Raw genomic sequence first — 17835 nt, forward strand, 5'->3', positions numbered from 1 at the left:
GTCGCTCGGGTCGGATGCCATAAATATAACCAATAAACATCATTTTAAATAGAATAGTGGGGATCGGAAGGGCGTCCGTTATCATCACTATAATAAGGACGTACCTTTTCAAGAAGGAATGAAAGATCAATCTATTTATCGATAAACGAAGAAGGTGACTGTCAGGAACCAATTCATCAATAGAAACAAATTCATATTCACTTTGGGTAGATACTCTTGGTTTAAACATAGATTTCACCAATTAATTTTTTATTGTTTGGTTGTGTTAAGAGCAGTGTATTATTGATTTTACAGTTCTGTTGATTTGCGCGGAAGGCACGCAGACTCCTGCGGGAGTACGGGGCCGGGGAGACCCCGCAGGCGCTTCAGCGCCGAGGAGGCTCCCCGGGACGCCCGCGGAAAGCGAAGTGCCTGGAGAGCAAATCAACAGACATGTTGCAAAGCCTATATATTAATAATATTATAATAAATTAACGCGGTGAATGGTTAAAGTTATTGTAGAAAATAAGAGGCTGTCGAAAGTTTCTCGACAGCCTGAGCACTCAGAGGAGTGTTTTTTCTATTTTGTAAGGAAATATTTATAAAACAACAAATTTATCTTAAAAAACAAATAACTATACAATCTAAATCATTCAAGTTAAAATGGCTTTAAGCATACAATTCCAATAAGAAAGGTGGGGATTTTGTTGGCAGATAAGATTTTATCGATTCCGCGGCCTCTAGTTAGAACAAATCAATCCATTATAGTTCTTAGTGTGATGTTAACATGGGTGTCAGGGCTAGAGTGGTATTTATTAGTTCCGTTGATTGCTGGGCTTACGGGGATTATCTTTGGTTATAATCCAATTATGCAGATTCGAAAACAATTCTTAAGGAAGGACCCAAAGTCCTACATTCCGGAAGATTGGGAACAGCAGCAATTTAATCAGAGGATTTCAGTGGCATGTCTTGGAATAGGCTTCCTTAGCTTTATTCTTGGTTGGAACACGGTTGGTTATATTTTCACTGCACTTGTTGCAGTCGCGGCTTTTGTAGCCATTTTGGGTTTTTGTATTGGTTGTTTCATTCATTTTCAATGGAAACAATATAAATATAGACGAACAATCGGATAAATACAAAAGATTTTTTAATATCTAAATAGATTCAATCTTTATATAGAAGTTCTTTAAAAGACAGTGGACTTTAACATGTTCACTGTCTTTTGCATACATAAAGATGTATAAAAATTGTATACTCTAACATCCTTTTTTTGTAAGCGTTTTCAAAAAAATAGGCAATTATTTTCAATAAAAACAGAAAATTAAGCTGTTTTTTATTGAATAATTATATATATGTATGTATAATAATACATTATGAAAGACACTTAGGAGATGGGTAAATTGAAGGCTGCAATTATTGGTGGTACCGGTTATGGATCAATTGAATTAGTGAGGTTAATCAATAAACACCCTTATTTGGAGATTGGTTCAGTTATTTCAAACTCACAATCAGGGTCAAACTTTAGCGGAATTTATCCACATCTTTCTGAGATTGTTGATCAACCTCTTGAAACCTTTGATGTTGATAGATTGTCTGAAAAGAATGATATTGTATTTTTTGCAACCCCATCAGGTGTGAGCAGCAAACTTTTGCCACAACTAGTTGATAGAGGGATTAAAAGTATAGATTTATCCGGTGATTTCCGGCTAAGGTCTGCTGAAGAATTCGAAACTTGGTATAAACATTCACCTGCTGAGGAGAAATATTTAAACCAAGCAACCTATGGTTTGAGCGAAATTTATCCAGACCAAATAAAGCCGGCCAAATTAATAGCCAATCCGGGCTGTTATCCGACTGCGACTACACTCGGTCTTATTCCAATATTAAAAACAAATTTGGCTGATGAAAAGTCGATTATCATTGATGCAAAATCTGGTGTTTCTGGCGCTGGAAGAGGACTTTCCTTAACAGCCCATTATTCGGAAATCAATGAAAACTTAAAAGCTTATAAACTAGGAGCACATCAACATATTCCGGAAATTGAGCAAGTACTTTCAGATGAGAGCGGTAATCCAATTACCATTTCATTTACTACCCATCTTGTTCCAATGACAAGGGGAATCATGTGCACGATGTACGTGAATCTAACAGAAGAAATTTCATCAAAAAAAATTATAGATTTATATAAACAATTTTATCAAGATTCTCATTTTATAAGAGTGCGGCCAGAAGGCAATGTACCATCAACAAAAGAGGTACTCGGTTCAAATTATTGCGATATCGGCCTGCATGTTGACGAAAGAACAAACCGCCTGACCATCATTTCAGTTATCGATAATTTAGTTAAAGGGGCTGCCGGGCAGGCCATCCAAAATGTGAATTTGATGAATGGCTGGGATGAGCGAACAGGACTTACAGACATTCCAATGTATCCATGAGTAAAACTACTACCTTTTATGTATAGAACGAAGGGAAATTTGAAGGGGGAAATTAAATTGACACAAGCTACATCAACAAATGAAATCGTAATTATAGAAGAAGGTAGTGTGACCTTACCTAAAGGATACAAAGCAGGCGGCATGCATTGTGGAATAAAAAGAAAGAGACTTGATCTCGGATATATCGTTTCAGAAGTTCCTGCAACAACTGCGGGAGTGTATACAACCAACACCTTTCAAGCAGCTCCATTGTTAGTTACCCAGGAAAGTATCGCAAAAGAAAATAAGATTCAAGCAATTATCGTAAACTCTGGGAATGCCAATGCCTGTACAGGAGAGCAAGGTTTACTTGATGCATTCGCTATGCAAAAGGGCTTTGCAAGCCAGCTGGGAATACAAGACCATCTCGTAGCGGTTACTTCAACGGGAGTGATCGGGGAACTACTGCCGATGGATAAAGTAAATGCAGGGATAAAACAAATCCTAAATAAAGATAATGAAAATGAAAATAATTTTATGAATGCTATCCTAACAACTGACACTTGTATCAAACATATAGCAGTGCAAATGAAAATCGATGGAAAAACAGTTTCCATTGGCGGTACCTCAAAGGGTTCTGGAATGATTCACCCTAACATGGCTACCATGCTTGGATTTGTAACAACAGATGCAAACATTGCCCAAGAAGACCTGCTTGGAGCATTGAGAAATATAACTAATCAAACTTTCAATATGATTACGGTTGATGGTGATACAAGTACGAACGATATGGTTTTAGTTATGGCAAATGGCTTGGCTGATAATGAACCACTAACTAAAGATCACCCTGAATGGAATATTTTTAAACAAGGGTTAAAAATCGTTTGTGAGTCACTTGCTAAAAAAATTGCAAGAGATGGTGAAGGTGCTACAAAACTAGTAGAAGTTCAAGTAAATGGTGCCTACAGTCAAAACGCCGCAAGTGCAGTCGGTAAAGCGATTATTTCATCCAACCTAGTTAAAACTGCAATTTATGGAACGGATCCAAACTGGGGAAGAATTGTTACTGCAATTGGCTACAGTGGTGTACCAGTTGAACCTAACGCAATTAAGGTGGCAATTGGACCATTTACAGTATTCGAAAATGGACTTCCGAGCAACTTTGTTGAGGAAGAAGTGAAGGAATACTTAGAGTCGGAAAATGTTAAATTAAGTGTTGAATTAAATCAAGGTAAATATAACGCTACAGCCTGGGGATGCGATTTAACTTATGATTATGTGAAAATCAACGCATCTTACCGCACGTAAGGGAGGACCTGAAAATGAAATATATAGTCATTAAGTGCGGCGGAAGTGTGTTAGATAATCTCCCAAGATCCTTTTATGAAGATATTGTTTCACTTCATGAATCTGGTGAATGGATACCGATCATCGTTCATGGCGGCGGTCCACTAATCACATCGTTATTAAAAAATCTAAACGTCGAAACCACCTTCGTGAATGGTCTTAGAGTAACCAATCACGAAGTGTTAGATATAGTGGAAATGGTATTAAGCGGTTCAGTTAACAAACAAGTTGTTCGGAACATTATCGAAGTTGGGGGAAAGGCCATTGGCGTAAGTGGCGTGGATGGTTGCCTTTTACAAGCTGAACCAACTAAAAATGCAGATAAATTAGGATTTGTTGGGGAAGTAATTGGTGTTAACCACGAAGTAATCGAGGGAATCATTGCCCAAGGAAATGTTCCTGTAATTTCTCCAGTCGGCATCGATGCAGGTGGACAACGATATAACATTAATGGTGATATCGCTGCCTCAGCTATAGCCAAAGCTTTAGGAGCAAACCTATGTTTTATCAGTGATATCCCTGGAATCCTAGTTGAGAAAAATGGTGCTAAGACAAAACTTGATAAAGTTTCAAAGGCAACAATCGAGGAACTGATAAATAATAAGACTATTTATGGGGGAATGATTCCCAAAGTAAAAGCCGCAATTGATGGTCTTGCCCACAAAATACCCGAAGTGGGTATCATCAATGGCTCTGAAAAAAGTAGCTTAATAGATTATACAAATGGTAAAATGACTGGCACAAAAATTGTTTTAGAAGAGGGGATCGCGTAATGTCAATCAATAATTCAATCTCCCTAGCCTCGCCAGTGATGGCAACATACAGTCGATTCCCTGTTACTGTCGTTAAAGGGAAGGGAAGCTATGTTTGGGATGAAAAGGGTACTCAGTATTTAGATTTCACTTCCGGTATAGCGACCTGTAACCTAGGGCATGTGCCTGATGTCGTAAAAGAAGCACTTGAGGAGCAATTACAGAATCTTTGGCACTGTTCAAACCTCTATAACATACCGAATCAGCAGCAATTGGCCGCTCTTCTTACCGCCAATAGTTGCGGGGACCAAGTTTTCTTTTGTAACAGTGGGGCGGAAGCAAATGAGGCAGCGATCAAGTTAGCTAGAAGGTATGCCAACAAAGTGAAGGGGAAGGAATCACCTGAAATAGTAACATTTCAGCAGTCCTTTCATGGTAGAACACTAGCCACCTTATCGGCAACAGGACAAGAAAAAATTCAGCAAGGATTTTTTCCGTTAGTAACCGGTTTTAATTATCTTCCTTTTAATGATGAAGAAGCACTTGAACTGCTCTATACACTCGAGCCTGCAGCCGTTCTCCTTGAGCTTGTTCAAGGCGAAGGTGGAGTCATCCCAGCGAACCAAGAATGGGTTAGTAAACTTGCAAAGATTTGCCAAGAAAGAGAAATCCTCCTGATGGTGGACGAAATCCAAACAGGGATCGGTAGAACAGGCACACTGTTTGCATATGAACAATACGGCATAGAGCCCGATGTCATTAGCATTGCAAAGGGACTTGGTTCAGGTTTTCCAATTGGAGCAATTATCGCAAAAGAAGAAGCCGCTAAAGGATTTGACCTAGGAAGCCACGGCAGTACTTTTGGAGGAAATCCATTAGCAACAGCAGCAGGACTCGCGACTGTTACACATATTACTGAAAGTAATTTATTAAATAACGCCAACGAAATTTCAGGGTACTTAGATAAAAAGTTACAAGAACTGAAGGAAAAGTACTCTTTTATAAAAGATATCCGCGGACTCGGCTTATTAAAGGGAATGGTCGTCGACACGAATGCTTTAGAAATTGTTCAAAAGGCAATCGAAAACTATCTTCTTATCTTAACAGCCGGACCAAATGTAGTGAGAATTTTACCTCCGTTAACAGTAACAAAGGAAGAAATAAATGAATTTATTAAAGCATTGGAAATAACTTTCCAAGGTATTGAGAAAGGCGAGTGAGTATGTTGCAGAATGGATACCTTACTTTGGAAACGGGAGAAGTATTTGAGGGGGTACTAATTGGTGCCGAAAAAGAGTCTCTAGGAGAAGTGGTTTTTAATACAAGCATGACTGGGTATCAAGAGATTATCACCGATCCATCATACGCAGGACAAATCATTACCTTCTGTTATCCCATTATCGGTAATTATGGGGTTAACGCAATCGATGATGAGAGCATCACACCAGCATTATCAGGGGTGGTTATCGGTGATTTATGTGAAACACCGAGCCATTATCAATCCGTAAATAAATTCTCTGAAAAACTAAAGCAGGCAGGAGTTCCTGGGATTGCAGGAATTGATACGCGTCTTTTAGTAAAAACCATTCGCAGCCGTGGGACGGTAAAAGGGTATTTAAGCCAGTCCAAGAATGGCGAAATATCAGCACCAGAAAAATCTTCATTTTGGGTGGAGAAAGTATCAACTAAAAAAATACAATATTTCAAAAACCAAGGGCCGCATGTGGTGCTCATGGATTATGGATTTAAAAAGTCGATTCTCAACGCCCTGCTAGATGAAAACTGTGCGGTAACAATCGTCCCATACAATACTCCTTATGAAAAAATAAAGGCCTTGAATCCAGATGGTGTCCTGTTCAGTAATGGACCTGGGGACCCAATGGAATTAAAAAAATGGTTTCCAGAAATAAAAAAAATAAGTCAGAACTATCCTACACTGGGTATTTGTCTTGGGCATCAATTAATCGCCCTTGCATATGGGGCTAAAACGAAAAAACTAGCCTATGGGCATCGCGGTGGTAATCATCCAGTTAAGGAACTTACGACTGGAAAAGTGAAAATCACAGCACAAAATCATGGCTATGTTGTAGTTGACGAAAGTATTGACAACAAGGAATTCGATGTCACCTACCGAAACGTAAATGACCGTTCGATTGAGGGGCTAATGCATAAGAACCATCAGATACAAACCGTGCAATTTCATCCTGAAGCCCATCCAGGACCAAGTGATACAGAATATATTTTAAAAAATTTCGTAACTCAGATAGCTTCTATGGGAGAGACTGTTTATGCCATTAAATAAAAGTTTAAAAAAGGTACTAGTGATTGGATCAGGTCCAATTGTTATTGGGCAGGCTGCAGAATTTGATTATGCAGGTACACAGGCATGTATAGCCTTGAAAGAAGAAGGAATTGAAGTTGTTTTAATTAATAATAACCCGGCCACCATCATGACAGATGAAGCCGTTGCCGATAAGGTATATATTGAACCGCTTAACGTTGAAACCATTGAAAAAATCATCAAGAAAGAAAAACCAGATGGAATTATTGGTACACTAGGCGGCCAAACGGGTCTGAATTTAACTGTGCAGCTTTACGAACAAAATATTTTAGAAAAATACAATGTTGAATTATTAGGAACATCTGTTGAGTCTATCAAAAATGGTGAGGACAGAGAAAAGTTCCGTAACTTGATGCTTGAAATTGGTGAACCAATTCCAGAATCCGCGATAATTCACAGCTTTGAGGAAGGCGTGTCCTTTGTAAAGGAAATTGGATTTCCAGTCATCATTCGCCCTGCGTATACACTTGGAGGGGATGGAGGCGGCTTTGCTTATAATGATGAAGAACTGGAAACTGTTCTAAAAAAAGGCTTAGCAGCAAGTCCGATTCAGCAGGTGTTGGTAGAAAGAAGTATCAAAGGCTGGAAAGAAATTGAGTATGAAGTCATGAGAGACGACAATGACACCTGCATCATCGTTTGCAATATGGAAAATATGGATCCAGTTGGTGTTCATACCGGGGATTCCATTGTCGTTGCTCCGTCGCAAACATTAACAGATGTCCAATATCAAATGCTTCGTGATTCTTCTATAAAAGTTATTAAAGAATTAAAGATTATCGGTGGTTGTAACATCCAGTTTGCTCTTCATCCGGCATCGAATCAGTATTACATTATCGAAGTAAATCCAAGGGTGAGCCGTTCTTCTGCGCTTGCATCTAAAGCAACTGGTTATCCCATTGCCAGGATGGCAGCGAAGTGTGCGATTGGGTATCATTTGGATGAGATTGTGAATCCGATAACAGGTAATACCTTTGCATCATTTGAGCCGGCGATTGATTATATTGTGGTAAAACTACCTCGCTTTCCTTTTGACAAATTCCCTGAAGCGGACCGGACCTTAGGAACGCAAATGAAGGCAACTGGGGAAGTCATGGCGATTGATCGGACATTTGAAGGGGCCTTAAACAAAGCCATTCGCTCGATGGAAATGAATGTTTATGGACTTTGCCTCGAGGGAAATAAATTAATTGATGAAAAGAACTTGCTTGAACTTCTTAAACAGGCAAATGATCAACGATTATTCATCATTGCAGAATCGTTTAGAAGAGGGATCTCACTTGAAAATGTTCGAGAGTTGACCGAGATTGATCCATGGTTTTTACACAAAATTAGCTCAATCGTTATGTTAGAAACAGAATTAGCTTCCTATAATTGGAGCGATGTTCCAGTTTCTTTGCTTAAGGTAGCAAAGCGGAATAATATTTCCGACAAGCTCTTATCTCAAATATATGCTATTCCTGAAAAGCGGGTAAGAAGCAAGTGGAAAGAACTCAATTGGAAACCTGGTTATAAAATGGTTGATACCTGTTCAGCTGAATTTGATGCTGTTACACCTTACTATTATTCAACCTGGCACGGGTTTGATGAAGTTGAAGTGACGAGCAAGAAAAAGATTCTTGTCATTGGCTCTGGCCCAATTCGAATCGGCCAAGGGATTGAATTTGATTACTGTTCAGTGCACGCGGCAAATGCGATCAAGAAAAAGGGCTTTGAAGCGGTTGTTATCAATAACAACCCTGAGACTGTTAGTACCGATTATTCGATTGCAGACCGCCTTTATTTTGAACCACTCGCAGCAGAGGATGTACTTCATGTCATCGAAAAAGAACAGGTGGAAGGTGTATTGATTCAGTTCGGCGGCCAAACAGCCATAAATCTAGCCCATGATTTGGAAGAAGAAGGGATCAAAATTTTAGGTACTACGGTAAAAAATGTTGATCGCTTAGAAGATCGTAAAGAATTTTACCAGTTGCTTGAAGACTTAAACATTCCGCATATAGAGGGTCAAACCGTTTCGCATTCTGACGAATTAATAGAAGCAGCCACTAAACTTGGTTATCCTGTCCTTGTGCGCCCATCCTATGTCATTGGCGGCCAATCAATGTTTACTATTTTTTCAGAAGCGGAATTAAGCCAGTATATACTGAAACTGGAGAAAAATTCGCAAGCAACGATGTGGCCATTATTAGTAGATAAATACTTACCTGGATTAGAGTGCGAGATTGATGTCATATGTGATGGGGAAAATATCGTCGTCCCAGGTATCTTTGAACATATAGAAAAAGCTGGGGTCCATTCAGGGGATAGCATCTCGGTGTTCCCGCCAATTTCACTGTCAGAGAAAATTAAAGAAACGTTAATAGATTATGCAGAAAAAATTGCAAATTCTGCACCAGTTATTGGAATCATGAACATTCAATTTGTTATCTATGAAGGCCAGGTTAATGTGCTTGAAGTCAATCCGCGTTCTTCTAGAACAGTGCCAATCATGAGTAAGGTCACAGGAATTCCGATGATTGAATGGGCGACACGCGTTCAATTAGGAGAGACCCTCTCAGATCTATGTTCAACAAAGGGACTAATGGATGAGCCATCCTATTTTTCAGTAAAAACACCTGTATTTTCATCGAGTAAGCTAAAAGGTGTTGACCATGTGCTAGGACCAGAAATGAAATCTACAGGTGAAGCGCTTGGCATGGGAGTAACCTATCAAAAGGCACTTGAAAAGTCTATTCCTACTCTTGGCGGGCTACAAGGTGAAAATTATATTTTTTGTTCCATTTCTGATCGAGATAAGCAAGCATCTCTTCCTATCATTCAAGAACTTGTAATAAAACAATACAAGATTGTTGCTACCGAGGGGACTGCTTCATATTTCCAAATCCATGGAATTGATGTTGAAAAAGTGATTAAGGACGATGCAGAAGTCATTGAACTTTTCCGAAAACAGTCCATGAAGGCTGTCATAAATATACCGAATCAAGGACGAAATAAAATTAAATTTGGTTTCCAGATTCGCGAGCATGCTGTACGCTACAAGGTACCAGTATTTACACACTTAGATACAATTGAAGCGATAATCGGCCTGGAAAAAGGATCTCAATCCGATTCTGAGGTTCGATCTATGAATGAATATTACAAGTTGGAAGAGAGAGGTGCCGTTCATGGGTGAGGCCATTAAATTAAATGAAATTAGTAATATAAATAAGCCGAAACTTAAAGGAAAGGGATTTTTACAGCTTTCCGATTTTAGTACAGATGAAATCCTCTATCTTCTAAACGAGGCGATAGAGATGAAAAAGCTTCAAAAACAAGGAAAACCGCATCCGTATTTAAGCGGGAAGGTTTTAGGGATGATTTTTGAAAAATCATCCACCCGTACAAGGGTATCATTTGAGGTAGGGATGTTGCAGTTAGGCGGTCATGCAATATTCTTAAGTTCAAAGGATATCCAGCTTGGAAGAGGAGAAAGTATTTCTGATACCGCAAAAGTGTTGTCTCGCTATGTGGACGGATTAATGATTCGAACGTTTTCACACGATTCAGTCGAAGAATTAGCTGAGCATGCAACAGTACCAGTTATTAATGGTTTAACTGACCTGCAGCACCCTACCCAAGTGTTAGCAGACCTTTTAACGATTCTTGAGCATAAAGGGAAACTGTCCGGCTTAAAGATGTGCTATATTGGGGACGGCAATAACAATATGGCTCATTCTTTAATGGAAGGCGCGATGAAGGTTGGAATGGATATTAGTATTGCCAGTCCACCAGGATATTTGCCTGATGGAGAAATAACAGAGAAGGCAATTAAAGTTGGAAACCAAACTGGATGTAAGCTCGTGATTACAAATGATCCGCTAGAAGCTGTTAAAGATGCAGATGTCATCGTAACAGATGTCTGGACCAGTATGGGGCAGGAAGAAGAAACTTCAAAAAGACTCGAGGCATTCCATGGATTTCAAGTAAATAATGAACTTTGTAAGAATGCAAAGGAGGACTATATCTTTTTGCATTGCTTGCCTGCCCATCGAGGCGAAGAAGTTACAGCAGAGCTCATCGATGGTCCTCATTCAGTGGTTTTTGATGAAGCGGAGAACCGTCTTCATGCCCAGAAAGCAATTTTAAAACTTTTACTAGCATAATGGTTTCTTTTCTATGAGACTTGTTGTATAATAATTCTATCGGGTGAATAAAAATACACAGACGGTAAGAGGAGAATAAAAACAATGACAAAAGAAAAAATCATTCTAGCCTACTCAGGCGGTTTAGATACATCAGTTTCAGTAAAATGGATTCAAGAAAAATATGGCTACGATGTGATTGCATTAGGCCTAGATGTCGGTGAAGGAAAAGACTTAGAAGCCATCAAAAATAAGGCACTGAATGTCGGAGCCATTAAAGCTTATATGATCGATGCTAAAGAATTATTAGCAAAGGAATATATTTTACCAGCATTAAAAGCTAATTGCTTATATGAAGGAAAATATCCATTATCTTCAGCTTTATCTAGACCGCTTATTTCAAAACTATTAGTAGAGGTAGCAGAAAAAGAGGGCGCCACTGCTGTTGCTCATGGCTGCACAGGTAAAGGAAATGACCAGGTACGTTTTGAAGTTTCGATCCAAGCATTGAACCCAAGTTTAAAAGTTGTTGCCCCTGTTCGTGAATGGGGAATGACACGTGACGAAGAAATCAAATATGCTGAGGAGAACGGAATTCCAATCCCAGTCGATTTAGATAATCCATTTTCAATTGATGCCAATATCTGGGGCCGTGCTTGTGAAGCTGGTGTTCTGGAAGATCCATGGGCTGAGGCGCCAGAAGCAGCCTTTGATTGGACGAATCCAATTGAACTAACACCAGATGCAGCAGAGTATGTTGAAATCGAATTTGAACAGGGAGTACCTGTTGCCCTTAATGGTGAGAAGCTCCCGCTTGTTCAATTAATTGAAACCTTAAATGCACTTGGCGGTAAGCATGGTGTTGGCCGTATTGATCATATTGAAAATAGATTAGTAGGAATTAAATCCCGTGAAGTGTACGAAAATCCTGCAGCGCTAATTTTAATCAATGCCCATAGAGAATTAGAGTTTTTAACTCTAACTCGTGAAGTTACACAATTTAAGACACAGGTTGAACAGCAAATGGCTAAGATTATTTACGAAGGACTTTGGTATTCTCCTATAAAACCAGCACTTGATGCATTTATTAATGAAACTCAAAAGAACGTTTCTGGAACAATTCGTGTCAAGCTTCATAAAGGTAATCATACGGTTGTTGGCAGAAAGTCACCTTACAGCTTATACAATGAGGAACTAGCAACATATTCTAAAGGCGATGCATTTGATCATAATGCCGCAGTAGGATTTATTAAGATTTGGGGTCTGCCAACAAAGGTCTATTCAGAAGTGAATAAAAAGGAATCAATTTTAAAATAATTCGGATTGCCCTCGAATCCTTTTTCGAGGGCTGTCTTGTTAGGTTAAGGGGGAGCAATCAATGTCTAAGTTATGGGGCGGCCGTTTTACGAAAGAAACGAATAAGCTAGTTGAGGAATTTACAGCCTCAATTACTTTTGATCAAAAGCTAGCTAAGGAGGATATCGCAGGAAGTCTTGCCCATGTGCAAATGCTGGGTGAGTGCGGTATTATTCCAATGGAGGATGCTATAAAGATTAAGGACGGACTACTCTCCATCAAGAAACTGGTCGACGATAACGCGGTAGAGTTTTTAGTTGAAGATGAAGATATCCATATGAATATTGAAAAGTTATTAATAGAAAAAATTGGTCCGGTGGGAGGAAAGCTCCATACAGGGAGAAGCCGTAATGATCAGGTGGCCACCGACATGCACCTATACTTAAGAACGAAAACAACTGAGCTGATTAAATTAATAGAAGATGTCCAGCAGGCATTAATTGAGCAGGCGAAAGAGAATGTCCAAACGTTAATTCCTGGATATACTCACCTGCAGCGTGCCCAGCCTGTATCCTTTGCCCATCATTTAATGGCTTATTTTTGGATGTTTGAACGTGATAAAGAGAGATTGATTGATAGTTTGAAGCGTATCAATTGGCTGCCTCTTGGTTCAGGAGCATTGGCAGGAACGACGTTTCCGATCAACCGTGAACGTGTCGCGGAACTGTTAGGTTTTGAAACGGTCTATCCTAATAGTATGGATGCTGTCAGTGATCGCGACTTTATCCTTGAGTTTTTATCGATTGGTTCAATAATCATGACCCATATTTCCAGATTATCCGAAGAGCTTGTCATCTGGTCGAGCCAGGAGTTTCAGTTCGTCGAGTTGGATGATTCGTTTTGCACAGGTTCAAGTATTATGCCGCAAAAGAAAAATCCAGACGTACCGGAGCTGCTACGTGGAAAAACCGGACGGACATATGGTAATTTAATCGGACTGCTCACCGTTCTTAAAGGTCTGCCACTCGCTTATAACAAGGATTTACAGGAAGATAAAGAAGGCATGTTTGATACGGTTGAAACGCTTGAAGGTTCCTTAATGTTATTAGCACCGATGATTGAAACGATGACAGTAAATAAAGACGTGATGCGTAAGGCCATTAACAATGACTTTTCTAATGCCACAGATATTGCTGATTACTTGGTAAGAAAAGGTCTGCCCTTCCGTGATGCGCATGAAGTTATCGGAAAAATTGTTTTATATGCGATTCAGTCTAACAAATTTTTGCTAGATTTGAGCTTCGAGGAATATCAAGGCTTTAGTCCATTATTTGAGGAAGATATTTATGTTGTATTGGCTCCTGAGCATGTTGTTGGTGTGCGAAATAGCTTTGGGGGAACGGCTCCAGAGCAAGTGGAAAAGCAAATCAAGCTTGCAGAGGGAAAACTAGAGCAATAAATATAATTTTTTTCAAAGCCTGCCATTTGGTGGGCTTTTAGTTTTTAAAATTTGTATTAAATACTAAAATATTAGATAATTTCCCCATGGGAATTTTAACTAATGACAGGAGGAAAAAATGATGAAAATTCGTGTGTCTGCCGTTCAGTACCAACTACATACCATTCAATCCTTCGAGGAATTTACTTCACAATGTGAGCACTACATAAAAACTGCTGAGGAATTTGGGGCAGAGTTTGTCTTATTTCCAGAGTTCTTTACAACTCAACTACTTTCAATAGGTAATGGTCAAGGCAAGAGCCTGACAATTAATGACCTGCCAAGTTATACCCAACAATATCTAGAACTGTTTTCTAATTTTGCACAAAAAAAGAACATACATATTATTGCGGGAACACATGTGATTGAAAGGGATGGCAAGTTGTATAATACAGCACATTTATTTTACCCAGATGGAAGAATTGGTGAGCAGGCCAAACTCCATATTACACCGACTGAAGTAAATGAATGGAATATGGCACCTGGGGATTCATTTCAGATATTTGAAACAGAAAAAGGGAAAATCGCCCTCCTTACTTGTTATGATATTGAATTTCCAGAAATTGTACGTATGGCAAAGGCCAAAGGTGCCGATGTGATTTTCTGTCCATCATGCACAGATGACCGTCATGGTTTTCATCGTGTTCGTTATACCAGCCATGCTCGTGCAGTTGAAAACCAAGTATATGTGGTCCTAACGGGAACTGTCGGTTCACTGCCGACTGTTGATTTTATGCGCGCTAATTTTGGCCAGGCGGCAATCATTACTCCTAACGATATACCATTTCCACCAAAAGGAATCTTGGTGGAAGGGGAAATCAATAATGACATGATTGTGACGGCTGACCTAGATTTAAACTTGTTATATGAAGTAAGAGAACGTGGTTCCGTTACAACCTGGCGTGATCGAAGAACGGATCTTTACACAGATTGGGAAAAATAAACTGAAGGGGTGGGTATAGAATGTATCGAAGTGAATTTTACGTCTATGACCAAGAGCGGCATGTGCCAGTTATCATTCGCAATTATTCAAAAGTGGATTTTGACGATCTTATCAAGATTCAATCCGAGTGCTTCCCACCTCCTTTTCCTTCAGAATTATGGTGGAATAAAGAGCAATTAACAAACCATGTGAACATGTTTCCAGAAGGTGCATTGTGTGTTGAAGTAGCTGGTGAATTAGCTGGGTCAATTACCGGCTTAACTATCGACTTTGATCCTAGCGATAAAAACCATTCGTGGGAAGAAATCACTGACCATGGATATATTCGGAACAATAATCCAAATGGGAATACCTTGTATATTGTTGATATTAGTGTTCGTCCGAAGTACCGCAAACTAGGGCTTGGTAAATTGATGATGCAGTCTATGTACCATGTTGTGATAGAAAAAGAGTTATATCGATTACTTGGCGGGGGCAGAATGCCAGGATATCATAAAAAAGCTGATATCATGACACCAGGACAATATTTAGATGCAACTATTAAAGGGGAAGTTCAAGATCCTGTTATCACTTTCTTGCTGCATTGTGGTCGTGTGCCAATAGGGATTATTGAAAATTATCTAGAGGATGAAGAATCCTGCAATTATGCTGCATTAATGGAATGGAAAAACCCTTTTAGATGAGTGAGAGGAATGAATCATAATGGAATATATTAGAATAACCAGTATAGAAGACCCTAATTTTAAAAAGCTTCATAACTTAATGGGAGAAATATTTCCTGCAGAAGAAGTATTAGAATATGAGCTATGGAAAGAGCCATTAGAAGATCCGAGTATTCGCGTGTTTGTGGCTGTCGATGGAGACGAAGTCACAGGAGCAACTGAATATCGTTATTATCCGGATTGGAATATTGCTATGACAGATTTTACAATCATCAGTAAACCAGGCTTAAGCCTTGGCCGTTTTTTAGCGCAAAACCGTTTAACGGATTTACAACAATTAGCTAAAGAAAATGGTAACGAGCTATTCGGGATGTTTGCAGAAATATACGATCCGTACCGGGTTGAACATCACGAATTTGGTGGAGTAAAGGTTATGGATCCATATGTCCGACGTGAAGTTCTATCCCATATGGGTTATAAACGCATTGATTTTTCATATGTTCATCCTTCCTGGAAAAACAATGGGGAAGCTGTAGCAGGTCTAGATTTATGTTTCATGCCAATTCAAGATGAAGGACTTAATTCACTACCAGCAGACCTGGTAAAGGATTTTCTGACGACATACTATTCAATTCTTTCAAATAAGCCGAAGGAATGGCTCGAAATGATAGATCGACTGGGGAAAAAGGAATTTGTCCCCCTATTACCACTTTAATAAAAAGAAATTTCAAATAATATTGACAACTACCTTGGAATCAACTAGAATTCTCTTTATAACTTTGAAATTTAATGAAAAACTAACTAAATAAAACTCTTATCCAGAGCGGCGGAGGGACTAGGCCCGATGAAGCCCGGCAACCATCAAGGTAATTCTTGAAAAGGTGCTAATTCCTGCAGGTTATTTTTAACCTGACAGATAAGAGGAGGAAATCTACCCTCTTCTTATGAAGAGGGTTTTTTCTTATTTATATGAGATAAAAAAACAACCTATTAGTCATGTCTAATATTATTTAAGGGGTGGAGAGCATGTCTGTCATTAAAGTGGCAATTCTAGGCTTTGGTACAGTTGGGGAAGGCGTTTATAGAACAATTCAATCTCATGCGGAAGAGCTTGAGAGAGTGTTAGGGAGAAAAGTGGAAGTTGCAGCCATACTAATTAAAAATAAGCAGAAAAAGAGAAATATTAATAAAGATGTACTAATCACTTCAGATTTCAATGAAATTTTAAGTCTTCCTCAGCTTGATGTTGTTGTCGAAGCAATCGTGGACAAAGAACCCCCCTTTACTTTTTTAAAACAAGCTATACAAAGTGGTTGCCACATAATCACAGCGAATAAAGAAATGTTTGCACACCACGGGAATGAGTTGCTCGAGTTAGCCGAGAATTATAATGTTTCGGTGGGTTACGAAGCAACAGTTGCGGGTGGAATTCCGGTAATTCAAACCTTAAGGCAGTTATTAAATGTTAACCGAGTTCGTCACATCCAAGGAATTCTTAATGGGACATCGAATTTTATCCTAACGGAAATGCGCGAGAAGAAGCAGTCATTTGCTGATGCTCTTATTTTAGCGCAAGAGAAGGGGTATGCTGAAGTGGATCCAACCAACGATGTGGAGGGCTTTGATGCTTTTTATAAAACAATGATTCTCAGCAGAATTGCTTTTGGGAAAGAACCAAATTGGCAGGATGTTGAACGTGAAGGGATTACTTCAATCACAAGTGAATTAATCGAAGCAACTGAAAAGCTTGGGTTAAGGTTTAAGCATATTGCTAGTATTAGTAAGACAGGTAGTCAAATTAACGCAGAGGTTAAACCAGTCCTTGTTGGGAAATCTCATCCTTTTTATTCTATTGAAGGCGTAGAAAATGCGGTAAATATTCACTCTGATATTGTTGGTAGTATTACTTTGCAAGGACCAGGAGCTGGGATGTATCCTACTGCAAGTGCTGTTATTGAAGATTTGGTCTATGTCTGTCAAAATCGGTCGTCAAATAAGAGTATCACAAAAATAACAGCAGCATGTGATGGAGAGAAAAAAGGGAACGAAAAAGAATTATGGTTAATTCAAGGCCTCTCAAAGAATTATAATAACCCTTTGATTACATGGGTGGCCCAAGCTTCTGATAAGATAGCAATTATCAAGGCAACCAAGGAAGAAATTGAAAAGTTAATTAATCTGAAAAAGGCAACGTGCTACTTTCAAATTATTGGGGAGTATGATACAGAAATTAAGAATAAAGAAGTAACTTTAGCTGTCCTCTAAAAAGCCATTATTCCCGTGATAGAAGAGCACTTTGGTGCTCTCAGATTGTCGAGAAAGGGTATTTTTATCGGCAATTTTTTATTCTCAGCATTTAATTATTCATTGTACCTGCTAATGGGCCTGTTGATTTCCGCTCTAGGCACTTCGCTTTCCACGGGCGGTCCGGGGAGCCTGCGTGCCTTCCGCGGAAATCAACAGGGAGGTAATCAAC

The 17835-nt window shown here is 39.2% G+C and carries 14 protein-coding genes, 1 pseudogene and 1 riboswitch; of the genes and pseudogenes, 14 read left to right on the top strand and 1 reads right to left on the bottom strand.

Translation table 11 applies throughout. The features are described 5' to 3' along the window. Positions 1-229: pseudogene (locus tag ACSU6B_RS27885) on the bottom strand (IS5/IS1182 family transposase); the annotation flags it as partial. Between the two features lie 457 nt (positions 230-686). Here ACSU6B_RS27885 and ACSU6B_RS27890 point away from each other — a divergent pair. From ACSU6B_RS27890 to ACSU6B_RS27955, 14 genes are all read left to right on the top strand, one after another. After that, entirely contained in the window at positions 687-1112 is a 426-nt protein-coding gene (locus ACSU6B_RS27890) for a DUF4395 domain-containing protein (RefSeq protein ID WP_410889645.1), read from the top strand. A gap of 267 nt (positions 1113-1379) precedes the next feature. Beyond that, positions 1380-2417: an N-acetyl-gamma-glutamyl-phosphate reductase gene (gene argC / locus ACSU6B_RS27895; RefSeq protein WP_410889647.1), complete on the top strand. Its 1038-nt coding sequence runs from the start codon at positions 1380-1382 to the stop codon at positions 2415-2417. Between the two features lie 18 nt (positions 2418-2435). Next, the gene (gene argJ / locus ACSU6B_RS27900) at positions 2436-3704 is read left to right on the top strand and encodes a bifunctional ornithine acetyltransferase/N-acetylglutamate synthase (RefSeq protein WP_410889648.1); all 1269 of its coding nucleotides are present in this window, start codon (positions 2436-2438) and stop codon (positions 3702-3704) included. A 14-nt stretch (positions 3705-3718) separates the two neighbouring features. Then, positions 3719-4516: an acetylglutamate kinase gene (gene argB / locus ACSU6B_RS27905; protein WP_410889650.1), complete on the top strand. Its 798-nt coding sequence runs from the start codon at positions 3719-3721 to the stop codon at positions 4514-4516. Next, entirely contained in the window at positions 4516-5715 is a 1200-nt protein-coding gene (locus ACSU6B_RS27910; RefSeq protein ID WP_410889652.1) for an acetylornithine transaminase, read from the top strand. Before argB ends, ACSU6B_RS27910 begins: the two co-directional genes overlap by 1 nt. A gap of 5 nt (positions 5716-5720) precedes the next feature. Then, a complete protein-coding gene (locus ACSU6B_RS27915) occupies positions 5721-6797 on the top strand; it encodes a carbamoyl phosphate synthase small subunit (protein WP_410889666.1) in 1077 nt (358 codons plus the stop codon). Next, positions 6784-10011, top strand: coding sequence for a carbamoyl-phosphate synthase (glutamine-hydrolyzing) large subunit (gene carB, locus ACSU6B_RS27920; protein WP_410889654.1), 3228 nt, complete (start codon positions 6784-6786; stop codon positions 10009-10011). Before ACSU6B_RS27915 ends, carB begins: the two co-directional genes overlap by 14 nt. Beyond that, complete coding sequence (gene argF / locus ACSU6B_RS27925; RefSeq protein ID WP_410889656.1) at positions 10004-10981, top strand: ornithine carbamoyltransferase; 978 nt, start codon at positions 10004-10006, stop codon at positions 10979-10981. The genes carB and argF overlap by 8 nt, the downstream gene beginning before the upstream one ends. Positions 10982-11065: 84 nt before the next feature. Next, the gene (locus ACSU6B_RS27930) at positions 11066-12277 is read left to right on the top strand and encodes an argininosuccinate synthase (RefSeq protein WP_410889657.1); all 1212 of its coding nucleotides are present in this window, start codon (positions 11066-11068) and stop codon (positions 12275-12277) included. Positions 12278-12338: 61 nt separating this feature from the next. Beyond that, complete coding sequence (gene argH, locus ACSU6B_RS27935) at positions 12339-13715, top strand: argininosuccinate lyase (RefSeq protein ID WP_410889659.1); 1377 nt, start codon at positions 12339-12341, stop codon at positions 13713-13715. Positions 13716-13836: 121 nt separating this feature from the next. After that, entirely contained in the window at positions 13837-14697 is an 861-nt protein-coding gene (locus tag ACSU6B_RS27940; protein WP_168245978.1) for a carbon-nitrogen hydrolase family protein, read from the top strand. Positions 14698-14717: 20 nt separating this feature from the next. Then, entirely contained in the window at positions 14718-15380 is a 663-nt protein-coding gene (locus tag ACSU6B_RS27945; protein ID WP_410889661.1) for a GNAT family N-acetyltransferase, read from the top strand. A 19-nt stretch (positions 15381-15399) separates the two neighbouring features. Continuing rightward, entirely contained in the window at positions 15400-16074 is a 675-nt protein-coding gene (locus tag ACSU6B_RS27950; RefSeq protein ID WP_410889662.1) for a GNAT family N-acetyltransferase, read from the top strand. Between the two features lie 96 nt (positions 16075-16170). Next, positions 16171-16282: riboswitch (SAM riboswitch) on the top strand. A gap of 103 nt (positions 16283-16385) precedes the next feature. Continuing rightward, positions 16386-17624: a homoserine dehydrogenase gene (locus tag ACSU6B_RS27955; protein WP_410889664.1), complete on the top strand. Its 1239-nt coding sequence runs from the start codon at positions 16386-16388 to the stop codon at positions 17622-17624. Positions 17625-17835: the final 211 nt, after the last annotated feature.

Origin of the sequence: Neobacillus sp. C211 (assembly GCF_051842875.1) — a bacterium.
Classification (GTDB): Bacteria; Bacillota; Bacilli; order Bacillales; family Cytobacillaceae; genus Neobacillus.

What these genes read in the sequence shown, in the direction of transcription:
- argJ (WP_410889648.1), top strand. Translation starts at nt 2,436, where the DNA reads ATGTATAGAACGAAGGGAAATTTGAAGGGGGAAATTAAATTGACACAA.
- argB (WP_410889650.1), top strand. Translation starts at nt 3,719, where the DNA reads ATGAAATATATAGTCATTAAGTGCGGCGGAAGTGTGTTAGATAATCTC.
- ACSU6B_RS27910 (WP_410889652.1), top strand. Translation starts at nt 4,516, where the DNA reads ATGTCAATCAATAATTCAATCTCCCTAGCCTCGCCAGTGATGGCAACA.
- carB (WP_410889654.1), top strand. Translation starts at nt 6,784, where the DNA reads ATGCCATTAAATAAAAGTTTAAAAAAGGTACTAGTGATTGGATCAGGT.
- argF (WP_410889656.1), top strand. Translation starts at nt 10,004, where the DNA reads ATGGGTGAGGCCATTAAATTAAATGAAATTAGTAATATAAATAAGCCG.
- ACSU6B_RS27930 (WP_410889657.1), top strand. Translation starts at nt 11,066, where the DNA reads ATGACAAAAGAAAAAATCATTCTAGCCTACTCAGGCGGTTTAGATACA.
- argH (WP_410889659.1), top strand. Translation starts at nt 12,339, where the DNA reads ATGTCTAAGTTATGGGGCGGCCGTTTTACGAAAGAAACGAATAAGCTA.
- ACSU6B_RS27940 (WP_168245978.1), top strand. Translation starts at nt 13,837, where the DNA reads ATGAAAATTCGTGTGTCTGCCGTTCAGTACCAACTACATACCATTCAA.
- ACSU6B_RS27945 (WP_410889661.1), top strand. Translation starts at nt 14,718, where the DNA reads ATGTATCGAAGTGAATTTTACGTCTATGACCAAGAGCGGCATGTGCCA.
- ACSU6B_RS27950 (WP_410889662.1), top strand. Translation starts at nt 15,400, where the DNA reads ATGGAATATATTAGAATAACCAGTATAGAAGACCCTAATTTTAAAAAG.
- ACSU6B_RS27955 (WP_410889664.1), top strand. Translation starts at nt 16,386, where the DNA reads ATGTCTGTCATTAAAGTGGCAATTCTAGGCTTTGGTACAGTTGGGGAA.